The 24967-nt window shown below is 72.0% G+C and carries 21 protein-coding genes; 9 read left to right on the top strand and 12 right to left on the bottom strand.

The window, feature by feature from the left end; all coding sequences use genetic code 11:
- Positions 1-6 precede the first annotated feature (6 nt).
- From ACFYQ6_RS04155 to ACFYQ6_RS04115, 9 genes are all read right to left on the bottom strand, one after another.
- Positions 7-1041 carry a glutamate ABC transporter substrate-binding protein gene (locus ACFYQ6_RS04155; RefSeq protein ID WP_388760329.1) on the bottom strand — a complete coding sequence of 345 codons (1035 nt, stop codon included), beginning with the start codon at positions 1039-1041 and terminating at the stop codon, positions 7-9.
- Positions 1042-1052: 11 nt separating this feature from the next.
- On the bottom strand, positions 1053-2441 hold the full coding sequence (locus ACFYQ6_RS04150) for a hypothetical protein (RefSeq protein WP_361571439.1): 1389 nt from the start codon (positions 2439-2441) through the stop codon (positions 1053-1055).
- Positions 2442-2731: 290 nt separating this feature from the next.
- A complete protein-coding gene (locus tag ACFYQ6_RS04145; protein ID WP_361571436.1) occupies positions 2732-3700 on the bottom strand; it encodes a BadF/BadG/BcrA/BcrD ATPase family protein in 969 nt (322 codons plus the stop codon).
- The gene (locus tag ACFYQ6_RS04140) at positions 3691-4956 is read right to left on the bottom strand and encodes a 6-phospho-beta-glucosidase (RefSeq protein ID WP_388760324.1); all 1266 of its coding nucleotides are present in this window, start codon (positions 4954-4956) and stop codon (positions 3691-3693) included. Before ACFYQ6_RS04140 ends, ACFYQ6_RS04145 begins: the two co-directional genes overlap by 10 nt.
- A 5-nt stretch (positions 4957-4961) precedes the next feature.
- Positions 4962-5864, bottom strand: coding sequence for a carbohydrate ABC transporter permease (locus ACFYQ6_RS04135; RefSeq protein ID WP_361571431.1), 903 nt, complete (start codon positions 5862-5864; stop codon positions 4962-4964).
- Between the two features lies 1 nt (position 5865).
- A complete protein-coding gene (locus ACFYQ6_RS04130) occupies positions 5866-6864 on the bottom strand; it encodes a carbohydrate ABC transporter permease (RefSeq protein ID WP_388760321.1) in 999 nt (332 codons plus the stop codon).
- A gap of 11 nt (positions 6865-6875) precedes the next feature.
- Positions 6876-8216 carry an ABC transporter substrate-binding protein gene (locus tag ACFYQ6_RS04125; RefSeq protein ID WP_388760319.1) on the bottom strand — a complete coding sequence of 447 codons (1341 nt, stop codon included), beginning with the start codon at positions 8214-8216 and terminating at the stop codon, positions 6876-6878.
- A gap of 125 nt (positions 8217-8341) precedes the next feature.
- Positions 8342-9502, bottom strand: coding sequence for an ROK family transcriptional regulator (locus ACFYQ6_RS04120; protein ID WP_388760316.1), 1161 nt, complete (start codon positions 9500-9502; stop codon positions 8342-8344).
- Between the two features lie 251 nt (positions 9503-9753).
- The gene (locus tag ACFYQ6_RS04115; RefSeq protein ID WP_361571421.1) at positions 9754-10818 is read right to left on the bottom strand and encodes a mechanosensitive ion channel family protein; all 1065 of its coding nucleotides are present in this window, start codon (positions 10816-10818) and stop codon (positions 9754-9756) included.
- Positions 10819-11135: 317 nt separating this feature from the next.
- On the opposite strand from ACFYQ6_RS04115, the gene ACFYQ6_RS04110 reads away from it, so the two are divergent.
- Positions 11136-11672, top strand: coding sequence for an HNH endonuclease (locus ACFYQ6_RS04110; RefSeq protein WP_145801502.1), 537 nt, complete (start codon positions 11136-11138; stop codon positions 11670-11672).
- 34 nt (positions 11673-11706) lie between these two features.
- Here ACFYQ6_RS04110 and ACFYQ6_RS04105 read toward each other — a convergent pair whose 3' ends face one another.
- Positions 11707-14694, bottom strand: coding sequence for a beta-N-acetylglucosaminidase domain-containing protein (locus ACFYQ6_RS04105; protein WP_388760313.1), 2988 nt, complete (start codon positions 14692-14694; stop codon positions 11707-11709).
- Between the two features lie 271 nt (positions 14695-14965).
- Between ACFYQ6_RS04105 and ACFYQ6_RS04100 the strand changes: the two genes are divergently transcribed.
- The 5 genes from ACFYQ6_RS04100 to alc all read left to right on the top strand — a co-directional run bounded on the left by ACFYQ6_RS04100 (position 14966) and on the right by alc (position 19934).
- Positions 14966-15280 (top strand): hypothetical protein, encoded by a 315-nt coding sequence (locus ACFYQ6_RS04100; RefSeq protein WP_361571419.1) that lies wholly within the window; start codon positions 14966-14968, stop codon positions 15278-15280.
- Positions 15281-17458, top strand: coding sequence for a 4-alpha-glucanotransferase (gene malQ / locus ACFYQ6_RS04095; protein WP_361571417.1), 2178 nt, complete (start codon positions 15281-15283; stop codon positions 17456-17458). It abuts the gene before it with no gap.
- Between the two features lie 38 nt (positions 17459-17496).
- Positions 17497-17709, top strand: coding sequence for a hypothetical protein (locus ACFYQ6_RS04090; RefSeq protein WP_388760937.1), 213 nt, complete (start codon positions 17497-17499; stop codon positions 17707-17709).
- A 78-nt stretch (positions 17710-17787) separates the two neighbouring features.
- Positions 17788-18729, top strand: coding sequence for a LysR substrate-binding domain-containing protein (locus ACFYQ6_RS04085; RefSeq protein ID WP_361571411.1), 942 nt, complete (start codon positions 17788-17790; stop codon positions 18727-18729).
- A 59-nt stretch (positions 18730-18788) separates the two neighbouring features.
- Positions 18789-19934: an allantoicase gene (alc, locus tag ACFYQ6_RS04080; RefSeq protein WP_361571409.1), complete on the top strand. Its 1146-nt coding sequence runs from the start codon at positions 18789-18791 to the stop codon at positions 19932-19934.
- Between the two features lie 64 nt (positions 19935-19998).
- Here the strand turns inward: alc and pepN are convergent, their stop codons facing one another.
- Positions 19999-22575 (bottom strand): aminopeptidase N, encoded by a 2577-nt coding sequence (gene pepN / locus ACFYQ6_RS04075; RefSeq protein ID WP_361571407.1) that lies wholly within the window; start codon positions 22573-22575, stop codon positions 19999-20001.
- Between the two features lie 113 nt (positions 22576-22688).
- Between pepN and ACFYQ6_RS04070 the strand changes: the two genes are divergently transcribed.
- From ACFYQ6_RS04070 to ACFYQ6_RS04060, 3 genes are read left to right on the top strand one after another with little or no spacing between them, the layout of a single operon-like run.
- Positions 22689-23201: a DUF1203 domain-containing protein gene (locus ACFYQ6_RS04070; RefSeq protein WP_361571404.1), complete on the top strand. Its 513-nt coding sequence runs from the start codon at positions 22689-22691 to the stop codon at positions 23199-23201.
- 45 nt (positions 23202-23246) lie between these two features.
- Entirely contained in the window at positions 23247-23471 is a 225-nt protein-coding gene (locus ACFYQ6_RS04065) for a ribbon-helix-helix protein, CopG family (protein WP_145801513.1), read from the top strand.
- Positions 23464-23811 (top strand): type II toxin-antitoxin system PemK/MazF family toxin, encoded by a 348-nt coding sequence (locus ACFYQ6_RS04060; protein WP_388760307.1) that lies wholly within the window; start codon positions 23464-23466, stop codon positions 23809-23811. Before ACFYQ6_RS04065 ends, ACFYQ6_RS04060 begins: the two co-directional genes overlap by 8 nt.
- Positions 23812-23869: 58 nt before the next feature.
- On the opposite strand, the gene ACFYQ6_RS04055 is transcribed toward ACFYQ6_RS04060, so the two are convergent.
- Positions 23870-24898 carry an aspartate-semialdehyde dehydrogenase gene (locus tag ACFYQ6_RS04055; protein ID WP_361571398.1) on the bottom strand — a complete coding sequence of 343 codons (1029 nt, stop codon included), beginning with the start codon at positions 24896-24898 and terminating at the stop codon, positions 23870-23872.
- Between the last annotated feature and the right edge of the window lie 69 nt (positions 24899-24967).

Genomic DNA, 24967 nt, shown 5'->3' with positions numbered 1-24967 from the left:
ACAGGTTCAGTTGCTCCGGTACTTGGGCGCCGGGGGGCCCTTGATGCCGGGCAGCCCCTCCGCCAGCCACTGCCGGTACGACTTCATCCAAGGACTGTCCGCACCGCCCGCGCGGTATTCGACCAGCACGTGGTTGACCCGGGCCACCAGGTCGTCGGCGCCGAGCTTCGCCGCGACGCCGTAGTACTCGGTGGTGAACGGCTTGTCGCCCTTCAGCTCCACCGAGGGGTCCTGCGCCGCCTGTCCGGCCGCCAGCGCGTTGTCCGTGACCACCGCGTCGACCTCGCCGAGCTGCAGGCGCACCAGGCAGTCCAGCTGGTTGGGGACGGTCAGCTGGTCCTTGTCGCGCTCGGTCCCGTCGTGCTCGTCCTCGAAGACCGCGCCGAAGGAGTTCTCGTGCAGCGCGTCGTACGCCGTCGAGCCCTCGGCCGTGCAGACGCGCTTGCCCTTCAGCGACGCGTCGTAGCCGTCGATCCCGGACTCCTTGGGGGCCAGGACCTGCTGGCCCGCCTGGAAGTACGCCGTGGAGAAGGAGACCTGTTCGAGGCGCTTGCAGTTGATCGTCATCGTGCGCACGACGACGTCGACCCTGTCGTTCTCCAGCGCGGCGATGCGCTGGTTGGTGGGGATGGCCCGGAAGATCACCGCGTCGGGGTCGCCGAGGATGTCCTTCGCTATGGCCCGCACGAGATCGATGTCGAAGCCTTCGAGGGTGCCCGTCTCAGGGTTGCGGTAGCCCCAGCGGAAGCTGTTCTGGTCGACGCCCGCTATCAGCTTCCCGCGCTCCCGGATCTTCGCGATGCTCGGGCCGTCGGCGTCCCGCGGGGGGAGACTCGCCTCCGGGTCCGTGCACTCCTCGGCCAGGGCGGGCACCGAGGACGTGGTGCCGTGGCCCGCGCTCAGGCCGCCGAAGGTCCCGTCGCCGTGCGCCAGTGGCAGCAGGGTGAGGGAGGCGGTGACGGCACAGGCCACCGCCATGCCCGTCACCCCGCCCCAGCCGCGCAGCCTTCCCCGTGCGGCCCAGCCTTTCGCCCTGGTCATCCCTCGTCCCCTCACCGGTACTCCGAGAGCCTGCGGTTGACCCCGAGGATCGCGGCCACCGCGCCCAGCACGGCGAGGACCGCTGCCCCGGCAGGCAGCCCGCCCAGCGCCCCGCGGCCGTCCCCGGCCGCCGCGTCGAACTCGTCCTGTTCATGGGCGAGCGCCCGCTGCAACGCGGCGTCGACCTGTTCGAAGCACTCACCCGTGGAGTCCTCCGTGCCGATGATCTGCTCCAGCGCGCTCTCGTACTCGCCCCGGTCGTCCGTCGTCCGGGCCTTGCCGTGGCGGTCCTGCCACTCGGACACACTGCGCACGGCCGCCGCCACCGGCTCGCTCCCGCGGGAGTCGTCCGCGAGCCTCTCCGCGCTCTCCAGCTGCGCGCCGAGGGCCTTCATGCCCGTGCTGTAGTCGGTCTCGTACTTGTCCCGCGTGCCGTCCGGGGTGAGTACGGCACCACGGGCGACCAGCGTGAGGTTCTCATTCGCGCGCGCTTTCAGCGAGTTGATCCGAGCCTTGTTGAGGACGTCGAGTGACTCCTGCCCGTGCACCATCGCGCCATGCAGCTCGGCCCTGGCCACTGTGTGTCCCACCGCCAGCCAGAGCAGGACCACCGTGGCCGCGGCCGTCGCCGCGAGCAGCCCGTGGTTGAAGACGCGGTTCGTCCTGCGGTAGTTGCGTCGCTGCGCCCACACCAGCACCGCCAGCGCCAGGACCCCGGCGCCCAGCGAGAGGAAGGGCCACCGCCGCGCGTCGGCCGAGTCCGTGCCGAGCCGGCCGGTCTCCGCCGCGTACAGCCGCTCGGCCGCCGGGAGCAGCTCGTTCGTCATCTTCTGGTTGGCGTAGCGGAGATAGGCCCCGCCGAGCGGCAGTCCCTGCCGGTTGTTGGCCCTGGCACGCTCGACCAGGCCCGTGTACTCGGGGAGCAGCTCGCCCAGCGTCGTGATCTCCCGGTGCGAGGAGGACGAGGCGTCGGCGCTCGCCGCCGCCCGGACCAGGAGCCGGGAGGCCTCCTTGATGTCCCGTTCGTACCGCGCGTGCACGTCCGCGGGTTCCTGGGCCCCCGCCAGGAAGCCGCTCGCCGCCATCGTGTCCGCGTCGGCGAGCGAGCGGTAGATGCTCGCCGCGTCCGCGCTCAGCGGCTGACTGCGCTCCACCACGTCGTGGGCCGCCGAGGCCCGGGCGGAGATCTCCAGATAGGTGACCGCGCCGAACACCACGACCAGCAACGCCAGAGCCGCGCCGATGAACTGCAGCCTGCCCGGCTCGGTCGTCGCGGCGGCACGGATCCGGCGGACGGCCTCGGACGCGACGGCACGGCGCTGCGCGGGCACGGTCACTGGCGCGGACGGCCGGTCCGGACCGGGCTCCCGCGGCGCGGTCCCGCTCGGCGGGTATGTCACTCGACCTCCCCCTGGGTCACTGACGGCGGCCCTGCCCCCCGGCCGACGGGGGACTGGTGCCCGGCCAGAAGTATGGCCGCAGGGAACGGCATTCACCAGGAATACCCCGATCCCGCGTGGTTCCCCCGTATTCGATCAGGGCGCGCGCGAGTGATCAAGGCAATCGGCCGGGCCCGGCTCCCGGTGGACTGATCTCCCCACCATGAACACGTCCGGGGCGACCGATCGGTTCCCCTGCGCGAGGGGCGCCCCGTGCGGTCGATGCCACGGGACGCCCATGTCAGCGGGGTTCAGACGTACTGGTCCCGCAGCCTTTCGTGCGTCCGGGGACCGGCACCCGTCCGGTCCAGGCCCAGCAGCGCCGCACCCAGCACCGGCGGCGCCGAGACGACGCGGACCACCGCCTTCGGGGCGCGTACGGCCAGGAGTTCGGCGATCCTGCCGTCCAGCGCCGGGTGGCGGGCCGCCAGCACGCCACCGCCCAGCACCACCGGCACCTCCTCCTCCAGCAGGCCGAGCCGGGCCAGCGCGACCGACGCCATCGCCACGACCTCGTCGCCGAGCCGGTCCACCAGGCCGCGCGCGACCGGGTCGCCGGCCGCCCCGGTGGAGAACAGCACCGGGGTCAGTTCGTGCCGGCGCCCGGGCGGGATGTGCCCCAGGTGCAGTGCCTCGATCAGCGCGTACATCGAGTCGAGCCCGAAGTGCCCCGGCAGGGTCCGCGCCAGTTCGGTCGGCTCGCCGCGGCCGTCCTCGGCCCGCGCCGCGAACCACATCGCCTCTTCCGAGAGGCCCGAACCGCCGCCCCAGTCACCGGAGATACGGCCGATCGCGGGGAACCGGGCGGTGGCACCGTCCGGCCGCATGCCGACGCAGTTGATCCCGGCGCCGCACACCACGGCCACCCCGCGGGGCTCGTCCACGCCCGCGCGCAGTATCGCGAACGTGTCGTTGCGCACCTCCACCGTCCGGCCCCAGCCGCGGGCCCGGAGGGCCTCGGCCAACTCGGCCTCCTCGACCGGGAGATCCGCGTTGGCGAGACAGGCCGACACATGCTCGACTCCGGTGACACCGGCCCGTTCGAGCGCGGGAAGCACCGCCTGCGCCAGCCCGTCCACAGCCACGTCGACCCCGACGACCGGTGGCTGGAAGCCGCCACCGCGCGCGGCGCCGAGGACCGTGCCGTCGGCGCCGATCACGGCCACGTCGGTCTTGCTGTTGCCCGCGTCGATCGCGAGCACATGTGCGGTCAGGCCCACGCCAGGTGCTCCCGGTTGTGCGCGATCAGCTTGTCGGCGAGTGCTTCCGCGTACTCGAACTGGCCGATCAGGGGGTGGGCGAGCAGAGCCTTGAACACCCGGTCGCGGCCACCGCGCAGCGCGGCGTCCAGGGCCAGGTCCTCGTAGGCGGTGACGTGCCCGATCAGCCCGGCGTACATCGGGTCCAGCGCCGGCACGGCGAGCGGAGCCGCGCCGGAGCCGTCGACCCGGGCCTGCACCTCGATCACGGCGTCGTCCGGCAGGAACGGCAGCGTCCCCTTGTTGTACGTGTTGACCACCTGCACCGCGGAGCCGCCCCCGCCGAGCAGCGAGGACGCCAGGTCCACGGCCGCCTCGGAGTAGAAGGCCCCACCCCGCTTGCCGAGCAGCGCGGGCTTCTCGTCCAGGGCCGGGTCGCCGTACATCTCCAGGAGTTCCTTCTCCATCGCGGCGACCTCGGCGGCGCGGGACGGCTTCGTGCCGAGCTCCCGTACGACCTCGTCGTGCGCGTAGAAGTACCGCAGGTAGTACGAGGGGACGACGCCGAGCCGGTCCACGATCTGCCGGGGCATGCGCAGGTCGCCGGCGATCGCGTCGCCGTGCTCCGCGAGCAGCTTCGGCAGGACGTCCTCGCCGTCCGGGCCGCCCAGGCGCACCCCGAGCTCCCACGTCAGGTGGTTCAGCCCCACGTGGTCGAGGTGCACCTCACCGGGCGTCACGTCGAGCAGCGCGGCGAACTTGCGCTGGAAGCCGATCGCCACGTTGCACAGGCCGACCGCCTTGTGCCCGGCCTGGAGCAGGGCGCGGGTGACGATCCCCACGGGGTTGGTGAAGTCGATGATCCAGGCGTCGGGATTGGTGCGGCGCACCCGCTCGGCGATGTCGAGGACGACCGGCACCGTGCGCAGCGCCTTGGCCAGTCCGCCCGCGCCGGTGGTCTCCTGGCCGATGCAGCCGCATTCGAGCGGCCAGGTCTCGTCCTGGTTGCGGGCGGCCTGCCCGCCGACGCGCAGCTGGAGCAGCACCGCGTCGGCGCCGGCGACCCCGGCGTCCAGGTCGGAGGTGGTGACGATCTTCCCGGGGTGGCCCTGCTTGGCGAAGATCCGCCGTGCCAGGCCGCCGACCAGCTCCAGCCGGTCGGCCGCAGGGTCGACGAGCACGAGCTCCTCCACCGGCAGGGTGTCCCGCAGCCGCGCGAATCCGTCGATCAGTTCGGGGGTGTAGGTGGACCCGCCGCCAACTACTGCGAGCTTCATGGTTCTCAGCCCTTTACTCCGGTGAGGGTGACGCCTTCTACGAAGGCCTTCTGTGCGAAGAAGAACACGATGACGACCGGTGCCATGACGAGCAGTGTCGCCGCCATCGTCAGGTTCCAGTTGACCGCGTGGGCGCTCTTGAAGGACTCCAGGCCGTAGCTCAGGGTCCAAGCGCCCGGATTCTGCGCGGCGTAGATCTGCGGCCCGAAGTAGTCGTTCCAGCAGTAGAAGAACTGGAAGAGCGCCACGGCCGCGATCCCCGGCTTGGCCATCGGGACGACGATCTTGAGCAGGGTGCGCAACTCACCGCACCCGTCGACCTTCGCCGACTCGATGTACTCCTGCGGAATGGTCAGCAGGAACTGCCGCAGCAGGAAGATCGAGTAGGCGTCGCCGAACGCCATGGGGATGATCAGCGGCCACAGCGAGCCCGAGAGGTGGAACTGCTGGGCCCAGACCAGGTACATCGGGATGATGATGACCTGCGGCGGCAGCATCATCGTGGAGATGACGAGGATCATCGCGGTACGCCGGCCACGGAAGCGGAACTTGGCCAGGGCGTAGGCGACCGGCACCGACGAGCACACGGTGAAGACGGTGCCGAGCAGCGCGTACATCAGCGAGTTGCGCCACCAGTCGAGGAATCCGGGTGTGTGGAAGACCGTCGAGTAGTTCGACCAGTTCCACGAGCCCGGCCACAGATCGCCGCTCATCGCCTGCTCGTCGCTCATCACGGACGTGAGGAACACGAACACGAACGGCAGGACGAAGAACAGGGCGAGCGCGACGGCCACGGAGTGGACCGCGATCCAGTTCAGGATCCGCTTGCGGCGCTGCCCGGCCGTGCCGGCGCCGCTCGGGCGGCTCCGCACGGCGGTGTCCGGCCTGGTCAGGGTGGTGGTGGTCATGTCAGTCCTCCGCCGGGATGAGGCCGACGCTCTTACGCATCAGCAGAAGGGTCACGGCCATCGCGATGGCGAAGAGCACGAGGGACAGGACGCACGCGGCCCCGGTGTTGAAGTTCTGGAAGCCCAGTGAGTAGACGAGCTGCGGGACCGTCAGGGTGGAGTGGTCCGGATACCCGGGCTGGATCACCGTGCCGGGGCCGATGGAGACGCCCGAGGCGAGCTTCCCCGCGACGAGGGCCTGCGTGTAGTACTGCATCGTCTGCACCACCCCCGTCACGACGGCGAACAGCACGATCGGGGTGATGGCGGGCCAGGTGACGTAGCGGAACTTCGTCCAGGCACCCGCGCCGTCCAGCTCGGCGGCCTCGTACTGCTCCTTGGGGACGTCCAGCAGCGAGGCCATGAAGATGACCATCAGGTCGCCGATGCCCCACAGGGAGAGCAGGACCAGCGAGGGCTTCGACCAGTTCGGGTCGTTGAACCAGTTCGGCCCGTGCAGGCCGAACCACGACAGCATCTCGTTGACCGGTCCTGTGGACGGGTTGAGGAGGAAGACGAAGGCGACCGTGGCCGCGACGGGCGGGGCCAGGTACGGGATGTAGAAGGCCGTGCGGAACAGCCCGACACCCGACTTGACCTTCGTGATCAGCAGGCCGATGCCGAGGCCGAAGACGACGCGCAGCGCGACCATCACGACGACCAGCCACAGCGTGTTCCACAGGGCCGGGCCGAACAGCGGCATCTGCTCCAGCACGTACCGCCAGTTCCGCAGTCCCACGAAGGTGGGCGCCTTGATCTGGTTGTAGTGCATGAACGAGAAGTAGACGGTCGCGATCAGCGGGTACCCGAAGAAGACGGTGAAGCCGACCAGCCAGGGCGAGAGGAACCCCAGGGTGCGCAGCCGCTCGCGGTTCCGCTTGCGCCGCAGGGGGGAGTTGCGGGGGGCCGGTTCGGTCGCCCGCCCGGCGGACTTCGCCGGGGTGGAGAGGGACAGTGCCATGGATCGGCTCCTCAGCTTTCCGACTGGAGGTTGTCGGCATCGATCTGTTCGTCGAGTTCCTTCAGGGCGCGGTGCAGGTCCTTCGTCCTGCCCGCCTCGACGGACTGCGCGAAGTCACCGAACGAGGTGATGTACTGACCACCGTTGTCCGAGGGCGGGACCGCCTGGCTGTGCGGGTTCCGGGCGATCTCGATGAAGGCGCGGAAGGCCGGATCGGCGTCCAGGCCCGGGGATTCGAGTGCCTCGAAGGTGGACGGCACGTTGTGGATCGCGTTGGCGAAGTGGACGACCGGCTCCGTGTCGATCGTCAGGTACCTGACCAGCTCCCAGGCCGCGTTCTGGTGCCGGCTGCTGTGCGCGATGCCGGCCACGGTGCCCGTCAGATAGCCGCGCCCGTAGGTGTCCGCCTGGTCGTCGGGGACGGGCAGCGGGGCTACCGCCCAGTCGAAGTCCGCCTTCGCCTCGTCGAGCATCAACCCGCGCCACTCACCGTCCAGGTGCATGGCGAGCTTGCCGGTCAGGAAGCCGTTCTGGGACGACATCTCGTCACCGAAGCGGGCGCGGAGCCTCTCCATGGCCGCGTATCCGCCCTGCGCGTCGGCGAGTTCGCGCATGGCCGTGAAGAACTCCACGGTCTTCGGCTCGTCGGCGAGCTTCGCCTTGCCCTCGTCGTCGAAGTACTCGGGCCCCCACTGCGCGAACATCCGGTCGGGGGAGTTCTGGTAGAGCTGGAAGTTCGGCATGAAGCCGGCGCGCTTCAGGGAGCCGTCCTTGTTCTTCTGCGTCAGCTTGACCGCGTCGGCCTTCATCTCGGACATGGTGCGCGGCGGCCGGGTGATGCCCGCCGCCTCGAAGGCGTCCTTGTTGTAGTACATGCCGAAGGCGTCGGCGAGCAGGGGGGTGGCGCACTGGACGCCCTCGTACCGCGTGTAGTCCAGCAGGGTGCTGGGGAAGACCTTCGCCTTGTCGATCCCGCTCTTCCTCATGAAGGGGTCGAGATCCACCCACATGCCCGACGAGCAGTACTGCCCGACGTTGTTGGTGGTGAAGGACGTGACGACGTCGGGTGCGTCGTCGCCACCGGCACGCAGCGCCTGGTTGATCGTCTCGTCGCTCACGTTGCCGGTCGAGACGACGTCGATGTTCGGGTGGAGCTTCTCGAACCGGGCGATGTTCTCGTTGATCGCCTTTACCTCGCCGGGGGCAGACCATCCGTGCCAGAACTTCAGCGTGACGGGCTTCGTGGGGTCGTCGGTGTTGCTGCCGGTACTCGGATTGGCGCAGCCGGACAGCAGCAGGGCGGCTGCGCCGAGAGCCAGGGGCACGCGGGTACGAAAGCGCCAGAGCGCCATGACGGACTTCCTTTGCGGCGGTACTTCGCGGGGGACGGGGGGACGGGAGGTGGGGAGCCCTCCGGGTACGGGGGTGCCGTACGCACGGCCCTGTACGGGCGGTGCGGTGGGCGGGGCCGGGTGGTTCAGGCGGTGTCGAAGACGCTGTCGCGGGCCTGGGCGAGTGCCGTCCGCAGCGCACCGGTCAGGATCGGGTCGCCTTCGATGTCGCTGACGCGGAGCAGCGGCCGGGGCAGTGCCAGGCCGGTCATCTCGGCCTCGACCCGTGCGCGGAGTTCCTCCCCGCCGGCCTGGGCGACCCGGCCGGAGAGCACGACCAGTTCGGGATCGACCACGGCGACGACGGAGGCGAGGCCGGTGGCCAGCCTGCGGGCGACCTCGGCCCGCACCGACGCGTCGGCGAGGGCTTCCTCCAGCGGCCTGCCTCCGGCCAGGTCGCGCACGGCGGGGCAGGAGACCTGGCTCTGGAAGCCGCCGCCCGCGTCGGGGCCGGCCCAGTCGGCCGCGCCGCCCCGGGCGAGGGGGGCGCCGGGCAGCGGCATGTAGCCGATCTCCCCCGCGCCGCCGGTCGCGCCGCGCAGGAGGGTGCCGCCCAGGACGATCGCGGCACCCACGCCCTCGTCGAGGTAGGCGAGGACGAAGTGGTCATGGTCCTGGGCCGCGCCCTCGTACTGCTCGGCGATCGCCGCGAGGTTCACGTCGTTCTCGATGACGACGGGCCGTCCGACCACCTCGGCGAGGTCGGCGAGCAGGGTGCGGGAGTGCCAGCCGGGCAGATGGGGGGCGTAGCGAAGCTGCCCGGTGTGCGGGTCGATCGCGCCCGGTGTCCCGATCACCACGGAGGAGAGGTCGTCGTGGCCGAGACCGGTCGGACGCAGGGCGCCGTCCACGGCCTCGGCGACGAGCTGGGCGGTGCGGTGGCGTACGTCCTCCGCGACGGCCTCGGCCTCCACCCGGCAGGAGCCGACGACCGCGCCGGTGATGTCGGCGACGACGGCGTCCGTGCCGGTGGGCCCGACGGAGAGCGCGGCGACGTGGGCGGCGCCCGGGTCGATCTCGTACAGCACGGCGTTCGGCCCGGGCCGCCCGCTCTGGCTGCCCGTCGAGCGCACCAGGCCCGCTTCCTCCAGCCTGGCCAGCAGCTGGGAGGCGGTGGGCTTGGAGAGACCCGTCAGCTCGCCGATGCGCGTGCGGGTGAGGGGGCCCTGGGTGACCAGGAGATCGAGCGCCGCCCGGTCGTTCATGGCACGCAGAACGCGGGGCGTACCCGGGGTGGTTCCGGCCATCAGCGCCGCCCACCCTTCTGTTAGGAAACTTTACTGTTGATGAGGAAGGTAGGACTCGCGCCACCGGATCGTCAATGGGGTGGGGCCGCAGATCTACCGAAGCGTTACCTGTGGTCCGCTGCCGCGGCGGGACGAGGCGGGTCCATCGCCACGAGCCGGCACCCGGCGCACGCGGGGACGGGAGAGGCGAACCACGGCAAGGGGCGCCCCGCAGTCTCACGGGGCGCCCCTTGCCGTGCGTGCGGCCGGTCCTACTTCGTCAGGTTCGGCGGCGGTATGGGGGTCGCGGCCAGCGACTGGGGCGACGTCGTCGACGCGTACGCCGACGGGGCCGCCATGGCCGCCGTCGGGTCGGCGGTGGACTCGCCCTCGGTCAGGAGGGGCACGGCGCCGACCATCCGGATACCGGCCGCGTCCAGCGCCTGCTTGATCCGCCAGCGCAGCTCCCGCTCCACGCCGAGCGACTTGCCCGGCATGGTCTTCGCCGTGACGCGCACCGTCATCGAGTCGAGCAGCACGGCGTCCAGGCCGAGGATCTCCACCGGACCCCACAGCCGCTCCGACCAGGGCTCTTCCTTGGTCATGGTCTCGCCGGCCTCGGTGATCGCCGCGCGCACGCGGTCCAGGTCCTCCGTGGGACGGACGGTGACGTCGACCCCGGCGGTGGACCAGCCCTGGCTGAGGTTGCCGATCCGCTTCACCTCGCCGTTGCGGACGTACCAGATCTCGCCGTTGTCGCCGCGCAGCTTGGTCACCCGCAGGCCCACCTCTATGACCTCGCCGGAGGCGACACCCGCGTCGACCGTGTCACCCACGCCGTACTGGTCCTCCAGGATCATGAAGACGCCGGAGAGGAAGTCGGTGACCAGGTTGCGCGCACCGAAGCCGAGCGCCACACCCGCGACCCCGGCGGAGGCCAGCAGCGGGGCCAGATTGATCTCGAACGCCCCGAGGATCATCAGGGCCGCCGTACCGAGGATCAGGAACGACGTGACCGAACGGAGTACGGATCCGATGGCCTCGGAGCGCTGGCGTCGGCGTTCCGCGTTGACCAGCAGGCCCCCGAGCGCCGTGCCCTCCACCGCCTGGGCGCTGCGGTTCATCCGGTCGATGAGGTTGGTGAGGGCACGCCGGATCAGATAGCGCAGCACGATCGCTATCGCGGCGATGAGGATGATGCGCAGACCGGTGTTCAGCCAGGTGGACCAGTTCTCCTCGACCCAGCCTGCGGCGTTCCCGGCCCGCTCGGCGGCTTCGTCCAGCGAACCGGCTGCCCCGGGGGACGGAGCCGCGGCCAACAGGGCGGACAGGGACACGACGGGGACCTCCAGATGGTGCGACAGCAGACCAACCACAGTAACGAAGCGGGGGGAGTGGTTCGTTGCCACGGAGCAGGGAGAGACACGTCTCACCCGCCGGCGCGGAGGGCGCGGCTCCGCGCCGGCGGGCTCCGTCCGCCGTGCCGCAGCGGCCGTTCCGGTGTCCGCGGGCGGTGCCGGCGGGGTGACGGCGGGAAAAATCCTTCCGGCCCGTTACCCGCACGTGGTGGCGCTCGGACCAGGCATGAGGAGAGACTGAGATCGGATCGTCCCGGCGCGAGCCACGCGCCGCCGGCGTACAAGGAGGCATCCACGTGCCGCACGTCCTGGTTCTCAACGCGTCGTACGAGCCGCTCGGCGTCGTACCGCTCCGCCGCGCACTCGTCCTCGTCCTCGAGAACAAGGCCATCTGCCTCGAGGAGTCCGGTGCGTTCATGCACAGCGCCACCCGTGCTCTGCCGGCGCCCAGCGTCATCCGTCTCAAGCGCTTCGTGCGGGTCCCCTACCGTGGGCCCGTGCCCCTCACCCGCCGCGCCCTCTTCGCGAGGGACGGCGGTCGCTGCATGTACTGCGGGGCCGCCGCGACCAGCGTCGACCACGTCATTCCGCGCAGCCGCGGGGGGCAGCACGCCTGGGACAACGTGGTGGCGGCCTGCCGCCGCTGCAACCACGTCAAGGCCGACCGCCACCTGCCCGAGCTGGGCTGGCGGCTGCGCCACCAGCCGGCCCCGCCCAGCGGCCTCGCCTGGCGGATCATCGGGACCGGGCACCGGGACCCGCGCTGGCTGCCCTACCTGCAGCCGTTCGGCGCGGACGACGTGATGGCCCGGATCGACGGCGTGTCGGCCTGAGCTGCCGGGCCTTCGCCGTCCGGGCCCCGGACGCTCAGTCCCGGCCGGCGACCGCGTACGCCTCCACCGACCACAGCGAGTAGCCGTACGGCGTGGCACGGCCGTCGCCCTGGACCCTGATGAAGCGGGTGTCCTTCGCGTCCATCCGGACCGACTCGCGCCCGCCACCGCCCTCCCGGACGGTCGCGGCCGTACGCCAGGTGCGCCCGTCGGGCGAGACCTGGACGCGGTAGCGGGAGGCGTAGGCGTCCTGCCACCGCAGGACGACCTGCCCCAGCCGCACCGGCTCGGGCAGCTCGGCCTGCCACCAGGCCCCGTCCTCGGCGGGTGAGGACCAGCGGGTCCCGGGGTCGCCGTCCGAGGCCGCCGCCGCGGGGAAGTCCGGGGTCTCGTCGCCGGAGGAGGACGCCCTGGCGCCGCGCAGCAGATCGGGACCCGCGGTAGGGGGGAACGCCCGCACGGTCAGCGTGCTCTCCTCGCCGCCGAAGCTCAGCGGGACCTCGTACTCACCCGCCGGGGTGTCCGCCGGCACGGTGATGTCCACCGGTACGTCCGCACGCGAGCCGCGCGCCACCGTGGTCTGCTTCGGCACCTCGACCTCGATGCCCTCGGGCGCCTTCGCCCGCAGTCTGCCCCTGACCTCGGTGGGGCGCCCGCCGGCCAGCCGCGCCTCGACCCGCTGTGTACCGCCGCCGATCACGGCGTCCGTCCGGTCGCGTACGAGAGCGAGCCGGGCGGCCGGCTCGTCGCCGAACCACGGGACCAGCGCCCGTACCGCGACGGGCGCCCGGTCCGGGGTGCCCGCGACACCCGGCGCCGGCGGGCCCACGAGGACCGGGCGGGCGGCCGGGGCCGTGACCCGCAGGGCGTCCGCCCGCAGGCCCTTCACCGCCGTCTGCGTCCAGCCGTCCGCCGACAGGGGGCCGAGACGGCGCCAGCCCTCGCCCGGCACGTGGACCTCCAGGACGGCGTCCTTCGTCCCCTCACTTGGCCGCGCGAGCGTGGTCACGGCCTCCAGGGGACGGGCCCGGTCGAGCCGGACCGTGTAGCCGTACGCGTCCCGGCTGACCTCGCCCGCTTCGCGGTCGGTGCCGTTCCAGGCGTCGGCCTCCTTGCGGACCCGGTCCAGGAAGGGGTCGAGGACGCCCTTGCCGACCGTCGCCCCGGCCGCCGCGATCTCCTCGCGCAGCGGTTCCAGCGCGAGGAGGGCCTGCCAGGCGGCGGCCCCGTCGCCGCGCTCCTGCGCCCGCAGCAGATCGACCGCGAGTTCACCCGCCCGGCCGTACCGGGCCAGCTGCGCCGTCCACGGCCGCACCTCGTCCTCCAGCCGCCCGCTCGCGGTGGCTTTCAGCCGTTCGGGGGCCTGCCGCATCACCCCGAAGGCGGCCCGCAGCTCCCGCGCCGCCCTGTCGCGGGCCGCCATGTCCGGCTCCTCCGCGGCCGAACGGGACTTCCAGAACGCGGCCAGCAGCGGCTTCAGGTACGCCGACTCGTCACCGCCCAGCACCGAGGCGGCGCTGTTGCCCGCCAGGGCCCCCAGGGCCGCCCGGGCGGAGGCGTCGCCGCCCGCGAGATCGTCCAGCGCCGCCTGCCAGGACTCCTGCGGCTGGTACCCCTTCGGGTTCCAGGCGAAGTCGGCGGCCGTGAACAGCGGGACGCGGGACGCCGACGCCTGCTCCATCGCGTTGGCGAGCAGGGCCGCCGAACCGGCGGCCACGGCGGGGTCCCGGCCGGTGTACGGACCGAGGAAGATCCGGTCACGCGCGTAGTCGTTGACCGGGTAGTTGTCCATGGTGACCAGGGGGTGGCGGAAGGCCGCCCGTGCGCCCGCCAGCTCACGCCCGGTGATGGTCCTCGGCACGACCCCGACGCCGGTCCAGGCCACCTGCACCCGGTCGTCCAGCGCGGTGGCGAGCGCCGTGCGGTAGTCGGTCGCGCCGTCCTGGTAGAACTCGGTCGGCATCACCGTCAGCGGCTCCGAACCCGGGTGCCGGTCCACGAGATGCCGGGCCACGGCGCTCGCGACCCGGGCCTGCGCCCTGGCGGCCGCCTCCGGCCCGCTGCCGAACATCTCCGCGTCCTGGTCGCAGTGCCATTCGCTGTAGCTGACGTCCTGGAACTGCAGCTGGAAGGACCTGACCCCCAGCGCCCACATCGCGTCGATCTTCCGGGTGAGGGCCCGCACGTCCGCGTCCGAGGCCATGCACATCGCCTGCCCCGGGGAGACGGCCCATCCCAGCGTCACGTGCTCGGCCCGGGCCTTCGCGGCCAGCGCGCGGAAGCCGGCCCGCTCGTCGGCGGGGTACGGCTCGCGCCAGCGGCTCTGCCGGTAGGGGTCGTCCCCGGCCGCGTAGAGGTAGCGGTTCTGCTTCGTGCGCCCCATGAAAGCGATCTGGGCCAGCCGCTCCTCCTGGGTCCAGGGCTGTCCGTAGAACCCCTCGGCCATCCCCCGCACCGCGGTGCCCGGCCAGTCGCGGATCAGGGCCCCTGCGACGGTGCCCTCCCGCACGAGCTGGCGCAGGGTCTGGACGCCGTGGAACAGGCCGTCCTCGCCGGCCCCGTCCAGGGCGACCACCGGCCTGCCGTCCGCCCTCCCCACCGCGAGGCGGTAACCCCCGTCCGGCAGGTCCGCCCGCTCGGCGGCGCCGAGGGCCCGCAGCGCGCGCGCCGCGTCCGTACCGCCGAGCCGGATCACCGGGCCACGGCCCGGCAGAGCCTCGTGCACCGTGCGTACGCCGGCCTCGCGCAGCAGTGCCCTGAGGCTGTCCACGGCGTACGGATCGGCGCCCGCCCCGGTGAGGAGGGTGACCTCGGAGCCCAAGGCGACGGAGTGCCCGGACGCCTTCACGGACTGCGGCCGTGGCCAGACGGCCGGCAGGCCTGACGCGTCGGCACGGTCCCGGGTGGCCGCTGCGGGGGTGACGGGGGCCGCGACGGCGGCAGCCGGCACGAACGGGCCGAGGAGGCCGCCGACCACCGCGACGGCGAGAGCCGTCGCATGCCTTCTGCGCCCGAGCTGCACGCCGTACTCCTTCGTCCTGACCTCGCCCGGCAGTGACGTCCGAGCCCACCACCCGGGCGCGGGAGTGTCAATGCGCGGGGTCGGTATGGCAGATATGCGAGAGATGTGGGCCGGGTGGCTGAAAAGCGCCCATTCCTGGCGCACGGGGGAACCGGATGTGACCCACGGCACGTTGGGCTCGTTGTCATAACGCCTGTGTCACGTCCATGCCTGCCGACGCGCCCTCTGGGTAGGCCTGCTGTGTCCTGTTGTCCACGGCCAGGAGGCCACCATGCCCGCTTCAGCGCAGCTTCTGCTCTCCGCCCTCTCCAAACAGGTGCCGAACCTCACGGGTCCCGAACCGCTGGCAGGCGGGACGGCCCCGGCCCCCACCGCCCCTCCGATGATCAGCGAGCTCCCGCTCGCCGATGTCTCCCACTTGGCCGGCGAACCCGTGTTCGCCGACGCAGCACCGCTCACCAGCGAGCCTCCGCTCGCCGACGCGACACCCCTCACGAGCGAGCCACCGCTCGCCGCCACCGCCCCTCTGACCAGCGAGCCGACAGCACCCGGCACCGCAGGGGGCATGGAGTCCCCAGGAGTCTGAATGGGCTTGTCCCGGCTCGCCGCACTGCACGGCGTCGCCACCTCCTTCTCCCCGTCCGCGGATGTCACGGTGTCCGTCCCCGACGACACGGTCACGGCCGTGCTCGCCGCCCTGGGCGTCGACGCCGGCACCCCCGTGGAGGTACGGAGATCACTCGCCGCGGCCGAATCGGCGGCGGCCTCCCGACTGCTCCCGCCGACGGTGGTGGCCTGGTCCGGGGAGCCGCTGCCGGCCGCGCTGGGCGAGCTGCCGGCGGGCACCGTCCTGACGATCGATCCCGAACCCGGCACCACCGCAGCGCCCTCGCCCCTGAGCCTGCGGGTGAGGTCCGCTCCGGCCGCGAGCCCGCCCGGCAGCACCGCCTGGTGGACCGAACCGCCCCTGGGCGTCCACCGGCTCACCGTCCGCACCCCGGACCACCGGCAGGCCACCGCCACACTCGTCGTCGCTCCCGACCGCGTACCCCAGCCGCCCGGCCGCACGCACGGATTCCTCGTCCAGCTCTACTCCCTGCTCTCCGCCCGCTCCTGGGGCATGGGCGACCTCGCGGACCTGGCCGACCTCGCCGCATGGTCCGGACGTGCCCTCGGCGCCGGCTTCGTCCAGGTCAACCCGCTGCACGCCGCCGTGCCCGGCAGCCCCACCGACCCCTCCCCGTACCGCCCCTCCTCCCGGCGTTTCCCCGACCCGATCCATCTGCACATCGAGTCGATCCCCGAGTACGGACACGTCGACGAACCCGGCAGGACCGTCCTGGACGATCTGCGCCAGCAGGCCGCCGCGCTGCGCGAGGCCGTGCTGAACAAGGGCGCGCTGATCGACCGGGACGCCGTCTGGGAGCTCAAGAAGCAGGCGCTGGAGATCGTCCACCAGGTCCCCCTGACCCCCGGCCGCCGCGCCGCCTACTGCGACTTCCTCGCCGCCCAGGGGCAGGCGCTGGAGGACCACGCCCTGTGGTGCGCCCTGGCCGAGGTGCACGGCCCGCAGTGGCGCACCTGGCCCGAAGGCCTGCGTGACCCGCGCTCCCCGCAGAGCGCCCGTGCCCGCGCCGGGCTCCTCGAACGGGTCGACTTCCACTGCAGGCTCGCCTGGCTGACGGACACCCAGCTCGCCACCGCCCAGGCCGCCGCGCGCGAGTCCGGGATGGCCGTCGGCATCGTCCACGACCTCGCCGTCGGCGTGCATCCCGACGGCGCCGACGCCTGGGCCCAGCAGGACGCCTTCGCGCACGGCATGTCCGTCGGCGCGCCCCCTGACGCCTTCAACGCCCACGGCCAGGACTGGGGGCTGCCCCCCTGGCGCCCCGACGCCCTGGCGGCATCCGGTTACGCCCCCTACCGGCACCTGCTGCGCGGTCTCCTCGCCCACGCCGGAGCCCTGCGCATCGACCACGTCATGGGCCTCTTCCGGCTCTGGTGGGTGCCCGAGGGCCGCCCGCCGACCGAAGGCGCGTACGTCTCCCACGACGCGGAGGCGATGCTCGCCGTCCTGGTCCTCGAAGCCCACCGGGCCGGTGCCGTCGTCATAGGGGAGGACCTCGGCACCGTCGAGCCCGGTGTGCGCGAGGCGCTCGCCCGGCGGGGGGTTCTCGGCACCTCCGTGCTCTGGTTCGAGCGCGACTGGGACGGCACGGGCCGCCCGCTCGCCCCCGAGCGGTGGCGCCGGGACTGCGTGGCCACGGCGACCACCCACGACCTGCCCTCCACCGCCGCCCGGCTGACGGGTGACCATGTGACGCTCCGCCACCGCCTCGGCCTGCTCGCCCGCGAGCTGGAGCAGGAGCTCGCCCAGGACGCGGCGGACACCGCGGAATGGCTGGGCTGCCTGGCCCGGCTGGGGCTGCTGCCCGAGGGCGAGGGCGACGAGGAGGCGGCCGTCCGCGCCGTCCACAGGTTCCTGCTGCGCACCCCGGCCCGGATGGTGGGGGTCTGGCTCCCGGACACCGTGGGCGACCGCCGCCCGCAGAATCTGCCCGGCACCTGGGACCAGTACCCCAACTGGCGTCTGCCCGTCGCCGATGCGGAGGGCCATCCCGTCACCCTGGAGGAGATCGCGGCCTCGCCCCGGCTGCACCGGCTCATGGACGTCCTCGTGCGCCGGCCGGACGCCGTGGGCGGCGCGGCCGCGCCGGAGGGCCCCAGGGCCCGTACGGCACCCCCGGACGCGCGCCCCTCGTAGGCGTTCGCTACGTTTGCACCGTGGACAAGAAGAACGCTATGCGCGCCGGCGCCGTTGCGGCCGGTACGACGCTGATGATGCTGCTCATGTCGTCCCCGGCGCTCGCGCTCACCCGCGACGACGGTGACGACCCGGGTCCGGGGCTGAGTGTGCTGGAGACCCTCGGTCTCTATGTCGCCCTGCCGATCGCCCTGTTCGTGGTGATCGCCGGACTCGTCATGGTCCTCGACAAGTCCAAGAAGCAGGCCTAGGACGTCTCCCCGAGTGCGCCGCCGGTACGCAGTACCGCGCGGCGCACCGGCATGTCCGGACACGAGTAGGTTTCGGCCATGACCGAGTGGGACGTCAAGAAACTCCGCATCCTGCGCACCCTGCGTGACCGGGGCACGGTCACCGCGACGGCCGAAGCGCTCCTCATGACGCCGTCGGCCGTCTCCCAGCAGCTCACCAATCTGGCCGCACAGCTCGGCGTACCGCTGCTGGAGCCCCAGGGCCGCCGGGTCCGGCTCACGGACGCCGCGCACCTGGTGCTGCGCCACGCCGAGGCCGTCTTCGCGCAACTGGAGCGGGCCGACGCCGACCTGGCCGGCTATCTGCGGGGCGAGTCGGGCCAGGTGCGGGTCGGTGCCTTCTCGACGGCGGTGCCCGCCCTCGTCGTACCAGCCGTGCGGATCCTGGCGGCCGAGGACCGGCCGGGGCCCCAGGTGCGGGTACGGGAGGCGGAGGCCGCCGAGGCCTACGAGCTGCTGTCCGCCGGGGAGGTGGACCTGGCGCTCTCCCTTGCCGCGCACGCCCCGACGGCCCGGGACCCCCGCTTCACCCTGCTGCCGCTCCTGGCCGACCCGCTCGACGTGGCCCTGCCCGCCGGACACCGCCTCGCCGGCGCGCCCGCCCTGCGCCTTTCGGACCTCTCCCGTGAAGCCTGGATCTTCGGCGGATCCGGCCCCTGGTCGGAGATCACCACCGCCGCCTGCGAGGCGGCCGGCTTCGTGCCGGAGCAGGCGCACAGCGCCGCCGGCTGGACCGCGATCCTGGCCATGGTCCGCGCGGGCATGGGCGTCGCGCTGGTCCCCCGGATGGTCTCGGCCTCCGACCGGCCCCGCGACGGCGTGGTGATGCGGATCCTGGAGGCCGACCGGCCCTGCCGCCACGTCGTGGCCGCCGTACGGCAGGGCGCGGAACACGGTCCTGCGACCGCCCGGGTCCTGGCGGCGCTCCGGCTGGCGGCGGAGCGGTCCGCCCAGCACGGTGAGTCCGTTCAGCAGAACTGAACGGACCGTACGAAAAGTTTCGATGGACCTGATGGGTGGTGCGCCAGCACAGTGGACGCATGCCCACCGACTCGAAGCACCCGGAGCCCTCTTCCACCGACCCGCACGCCAACGACGCGGCGCCGTACGGCGGCGGTGACCCGTACGCCGACTACCGCGCGGGCGACTTCCCCTTCACCGAGCTCGTCGACCTCGCGGACCGCCGGCTCGGCGGGGGTGTGATCGCCGCCAACGACGAGTTCTTCGCCGAGCGCGAGAACCTCCTGATCCGCGAGCCCGCCGTCTTCGACCCCGAGCGCTTCGGTCACAAGGGCAAGATCATGGACGGCTGGGAGACCCGCCGCCGCCGGGGCGCCGACGCGGGCCACCCCTTCCCCGCCCCCGAGGACCACGACTGGGCGATCGTCCGGCTCGGCACGCCCGGGATCGTCCGCGGCATCGTCGTCGACACCGCCCACTTCCGCGGCAACTACCCGCAGAGGGTCTCCGTGCAGGCCACGTCCGTGGAAGGCGCACCCGGGCCGGAGGAGCTCCTCGCCGACGACGTGAAGTGGGAGGAACTGGTCCCGCCGACCCCCGTACGCGGCCACGCCGCCAACGGCTTCGAGGTCACGGGGGGCCGCCGCTACACCCACATCCGCGTCTGCCAGCACCCCGACGGCGGCATCGCCCGTCTCCGCGTCCACGGCGAGGTCGTTCCCGATCCCGCCTGGCTCGCGGCACTGGGCACGATCGACCTGATCTCGATCCTGAACGGCGGCACGTACGAGGACGCGTCCGACCGCTTCTACTCCTCGCCGGCCCAGATCATCCTGCCCGGTACATCCCGGAAGATGGACGACGGCTGGGAGAACCGCCGCCGCAGGGTCCGCGACACGAACGACTGGGTCCGCTTCCGGCTGCCCGCCCAGGGGGCGGTCCGCGCCGTCGAGATCGACACCGCCTACCTCAAGGGCAACGCCGCTGGCTGGATCAGCCTGCACGGCCGCGACGGCGACACCGGCGAGTGGTTCGAGATCATCCCCCGCACCAGGCTCCAGCCGGACACCCCGCACCGCTTCGTCCTGGACACCGAGGCCGTGGTCACCCACGTCCGCCTGGACGCCTACCCCGACGGCGGGGTGGCCCGGATGCGTCTGCACGGCTCCCTGACGGAGGCCGGTACGGCCGAACTGACCCGCCGCCACGAGGCATCGGCCTCGTAACCACGGCTCCCGCCCGGCGGGCGGCTGCGCGACAGCGCCTGCCCGCCGGGCGGTTTCCAAACGGCTACGCGGTGGCCGCCGCCGCGTCCGCCGCCTGCGCCTTCAGCGCGCGCTCCACGCCCGCCCTGGACTCCGACATCAGCCGGCGCAGCGCCGCGCTCGGCTGCGCGGACTCCAGCCAGGCGTCCGTGGCGTCCAGCGTCTCCTGCGAGACCTGGAGGGCCGGGTACAGGCCGACCGCGACCTGCTGGGCCATCTCGTGGCTGCGCGAGTCCCAGACGTCCTTGACCGCCGCGAAGTACTTCTCCGTGTACGGAGCCAGCAGTTCGCGCTGGTCGGTCTGCACGAAACCGCCGATGACCGACTCCTGGAGGGAGTTCGGCAGCTTGTCCGACTCGACGACCGAAGCCCACGCCTCGGCCTTCGCCTCCTCGGAGGGCTGGGCGGCCCGCGCGGAGGCCGCGTGGCGCTCGCCGGCGGCCGTCCTGTCCCGCTCGTACTCGGCGGCGATCTCCTCCTCGTCGAGCAGGCCCACCGCCGCCAGCCGCTGCACGAACGCCCAGCGCAGCTCGGTGTCGACGGCGAGGCCCTCGATCTCCTGCGTGCCGTCCAGCAGCGACTGCAGCACGTCCAGGTGCAGCGGACTGCGAGCCGTCGCCGCGAAGGCACGGGCCCAGGCCAGCTGGTGGTCACTGCCCGGCGCCGCCGCGCGCAGGTGCGCCAGCGTCGCCTCGGTCCACTGGCTCAGACCCGCCTCGCGCCACTCCGGGGCGGAGTAGAGGTCCAGGGCCAGCTTCACCTGACGGTGCAGCGACTGCACGACGCCGATGTCCGACTCCTTGCCGATCCCGGAGAGGACCAGCGCCAGGTAGTCACGCGTCGCCAGCTCGCCGTCGCGCGTCATGTCCCAGGCCGAGGCCCAGCTCAGGGCGCGGGGCAGGGACTCCGCGAAGTCGCCCAGGTGCGCGGTGACGACCCGCAGCGACTCCTCGTCGAGACGGACCTTCGCGTACGACAGGTCGTCGTCGTTGAGGAGGACGACCGCCGGGCGCGGCGTGCCGGACGGGAACGGCACGGTGGTGCGCTCGCCGTCGACGTCCAGCTCGATCCGGTCCGTGCGGACCAGCTTCCCGGCGGCGTCGAGGTCGTAGCAGCCGATGGCGATCCGGTGAGGACGCAGCGTGGGCTCGCCCTTCGCGCCGACGGGGAGCGCGGGGGCCTCCTGGAGCACGGTGAAGGAGGTGACGTGCCCGTTCTCGTCGGTCTCGATCTCCGGGCGCAGGATGTTGATCCCGGCCGTCTCCAGCCACGCCTTCGACCAGGTCTTCAGGTCACGGCCGGAGGTCTCCTCCAGCGCGCCCAGCAGGTCCGACAGACGCGTGTTTCCGAAGGCGTGCGCCTTGAAGTAGGCCTGCACGCCCGTGAAGAACGCGTCCTTGCCGACGTACGCCACGAGCTGCTTCAGGACCGAGGCGCCCTTCGCGTACGTGATCCCGTCGAAGTTCACCAGGACGTCGTCGAGGTCCCGGATGTCCGCCATGATCGGGTGCGTCGAGGGCAGCTGGTCCTGGCGGTAGGCCCAGGTCTTCATCGAGTTGGCGAACGTGGTCCAGGAGTGCGGCCACTTCGAGCCCTCGGCGTCCGCCTGGCAGGCGATCGAGGTGTACGTGGCGAACGACTCGTTCAGCCAGAGGTCGTTCCACCACTCCATGGTGACCAGGTCGCCGAACCACATGTGGGCCAGCTCGTGGAGGATGGTCTCGGCCCGCGTCTCGTACGCCGCGTCGGTGACCTTCGAACGGAACACGTACTGGTCGCGGATGGTGACCGCGCCCGCGTTCTCCATCGCGCCGGCGTTGAACTCCGGGACGAAGAGCTGGTCGTACTTGGCGAAGGGGTAGGCGTAGTCGAACTTCTCCTGGAACCAGTCGAAGCCCTGACGGGTGACGGCGAAGATCTCGTCCGCGTCGAGGTACTCGGCGAGCGACGGCCGGCAGTAGATGCCGAGCGGCACGGACTGGCCGTCCTTCTCGTAGCTGCTGTGCACCGCGTGGTACGGACCGGCGATCAGCGCCGTGATGTAGGTGGAGATGCGCGGCGTCGGCTCGAAGGACCAGACGTCGTCCTGGGGTTCGGGCGTCGGCGAGTTGGAGATCACGGTCCAGCCGGACGGTGCCTTCACGGTGAAGCGGAAGGTCGCCTTCAGGTCGGGCTGCTCGAAGCTCGCGAACACCCGGCGGGCGTCCGGGACCTCGAACTGGGTGTAGAGGTAGGCCTGCTCGTCGACCGGGTCGACGAACCGGTGCAGACCTTCGCCGGTGTTGGTGTACGAGCAGTCGGCGACGACCTTGAGCTCGTTGGCACCGGCCCGCAGGTGCTTCAGCGTGATCCGGGAGTCCCGGAAGACCGCGGCGATGTCCAGGTCCTTGCCGTTCAGCACGATGTCGTGCACGGCAGGGGCGACCAGATCGATGAAGGTCTCCGCACCGGCTTCGGCGGAGTCGAAGCGCACGGTGGTGACGGACCGGTAGGTGCCGCCTTCCTGCGCGCCGGAGAGGTCGAGGTCGATCTCGTACGCGTCCACGGTCAGCAGGCGCGCCCGCTCCTGTGCCTCTTCGCGGGTCAGATTCGTGCCAGGCACGCGGTCATCTCCTTCGATGTGCGAGTTTTCGGCCATCCTTCCACGTGGGGCGGGCGGAGCGCGATGTCCGTTTTCCGCCGGACCGCCACGGCCGTCCGGGCCACCCTCGGAGCATGACCACATACGCGGCACGGCCCATCGGCCCCAGCACGCTGAAAGAGCTCCGGACGGCCGACGACGCCGGACGCCCCTGCGTCCCGTACACGGCCACGGAGAGCGGCGACCCCCTGCGCTGCTGCCTGCGTGGCGCCGGGGCGGGGGAGCGGATCGCGCTCGTCTCGTACGCGCCGCTGCGGCGCTGGGCGGCCGAGACCTGGGCGCGCCCGGGTGCCTACGACGAACAGGGTCCGGTCTTCATCCACGCCGAGGAGTGCGAGGGCCCGGCCGAGGACCGGACCGGCTATCCGTTCTCGCGCGCGGGCGCCCTGCGCGCGGTCCGGCGCTACGACGCGGAGGGAAAGATCGTCGGCGGCCGGCTCCTGGAGATCCCGGCCGACGAGGAGCGGGGCTTCGACGAGGCGTTCGCGGAGGCCTTCGCCGATCCGGCGGTGGCGCTGGTGCATGTGCGGGCGGTGGAGTACGGGTGCTACCACTTCGAGGTGCGACCGAACAGGGCGGGGAGGTAGCGCTCAGGTAGCCATTCTTTTCCTACTCGGGGTAGGATTGCGTCCATGAAGATCAGTGTGAGCTTGCCGCAGGAGGATGTCGCCTTCGTCGACGAGTACGCCGCGAAGACCGAGGCGGACTCCCGGTCGGCGGTCATACACGCCGCCATCGAGTTGCTGCGCGAGGCGGGGCTCGAAGCGGAGTACACCGAGGCCTTCGAGGAATGGGACGCGAGCGAGGACGCTGCCCTGTGGGACCGCACGGTCGGGGACGGAATCGTCGATGCGTAGAGGCGATATCCACCTGGTCGACCTGGAACCTGCCCGGCGCAGCGAGGACAACAAGGTCAGGCCGGCCGTGATCGTGTCCAACAACGCGGCCAATCAGTCGGTCGTGTCGAACGGCCGCGGGGTGATCACGGTGGTGCCCCTGACATCGAATACCGCCCGCGTCCTCACGTTCCAGGTGTTGCTCCAGGCCGCCGGGAGCGGGCTGCCGAGGGATTCGAAGGTGCAGTGCGAGCAGGTCCGGGCTGTTTCTCCAGAGCGTGTACTCAAGCGCGTCGGGACGGTCCCGCGTCAGCGTATGCGCGACATCGATGCCGCTCTCAGACGTCACCTCGCCCTCTGAGACACGCGAAAGGGCGGCCCCCGGGCATCGGGGGCCGCCCTTTCGCCGATGAACGGGGTCAGCCCTTCAGCTCCGCAGCCACCAGCTCCGCGATCTGCACCGCGTTCAGCGCGGCGCCCTTGCGCAGGTTGTCGCCGGAGACGAACAGCGCGAGACCGTGCTCGACGGTCTCGTCGACGCGGATGCGCCCCACGTACGAGGCGTCCTTGCCGGCCGCCTGGAGCGGGGTCGGGATCTCGGAGAGCTCCACGCCCTCGGCGTCCTTCAGCAGCTCGTAGGCGCGCTCGACGCTGATCGGGCGGGCGAAACGGGCGTTGATCTGGAGGGAGTGGCCCGAGAAGACCGGGACCCGCACGCAGGTGCCGGAGACCTTGAGCTCCGGGATCTCCAGGATCTTGCGGGACTCGTTGCGGAGCTTCTGCTCCTCGTCCGTCTCGAAGGAACCGTCGTCCACGATCGAACCGGCGAGCGGCAGCACGTTGAAGGCGATCGGGCGCTTGTAGACGCCCGGCTCGGGGAAGTCGACCGCTTCGCCGTCGTGCGTCAGCTTGTCCGCGTCGGCCACGACCTTGGAGGCCTGGCCGTGCAGCTCCGCGACACCGGCGAGCCCGGAACCGGACACCGCCTGGTACGTGGCGACCGTCAGCGCGTCGAGCTGCGCCTCCTGGTGCAGCGGGCGCAGCACCGGCATGGCCGCCATCGTGGTGCAGTTCGGGTTGGCGATGATGCCCTTGGGGCGGTTCCTGATCGCGTGCGCGTTGACCTCGGAGACGACCAGCGGGACCTCGGGGTCCTTGCGCCAGGCGGAGGAGTTGTCGATCACGACGGCGCCCTGTGAGGCGACCTTCTCGGCCAGCGCCTTGGACGTGGCGCCGCCCGCGGAGAACAGCACGATGTCCAGACCGGTGTAGTCCGCGGTGGAGGCGTCCTCCACGGTGATGTCCGTGCCCTCGTAGGCGATGGTGGAGCCCGCGGAGCGCGCGGAGGCGAACAGTCGCAGTTCGTCGACGGGGAACTTCCGCTCGGCCAGAATCCTGAGCATGACTGTGCCGACCTGACCGGTGGCGCCGACAATTCCGACCTTCACTGGGACTCCCTCACAGATGCGAACGGGCACGCTTGCCGGTCCATGATGCGTATGTCCCCGGCTTCCTTG

The organism is Streptomyces sp. NPDC005494, from assembly GCF_042872025.1.
Classification (GTDB): Bacteria; Actinomycetota; Actinomycetes; order Streptomycetales; family Streptomycetaceae; genus Streptomyces.
This window is presented reverse-complemented; position numbering and strand designations above follow the sequence as displayed.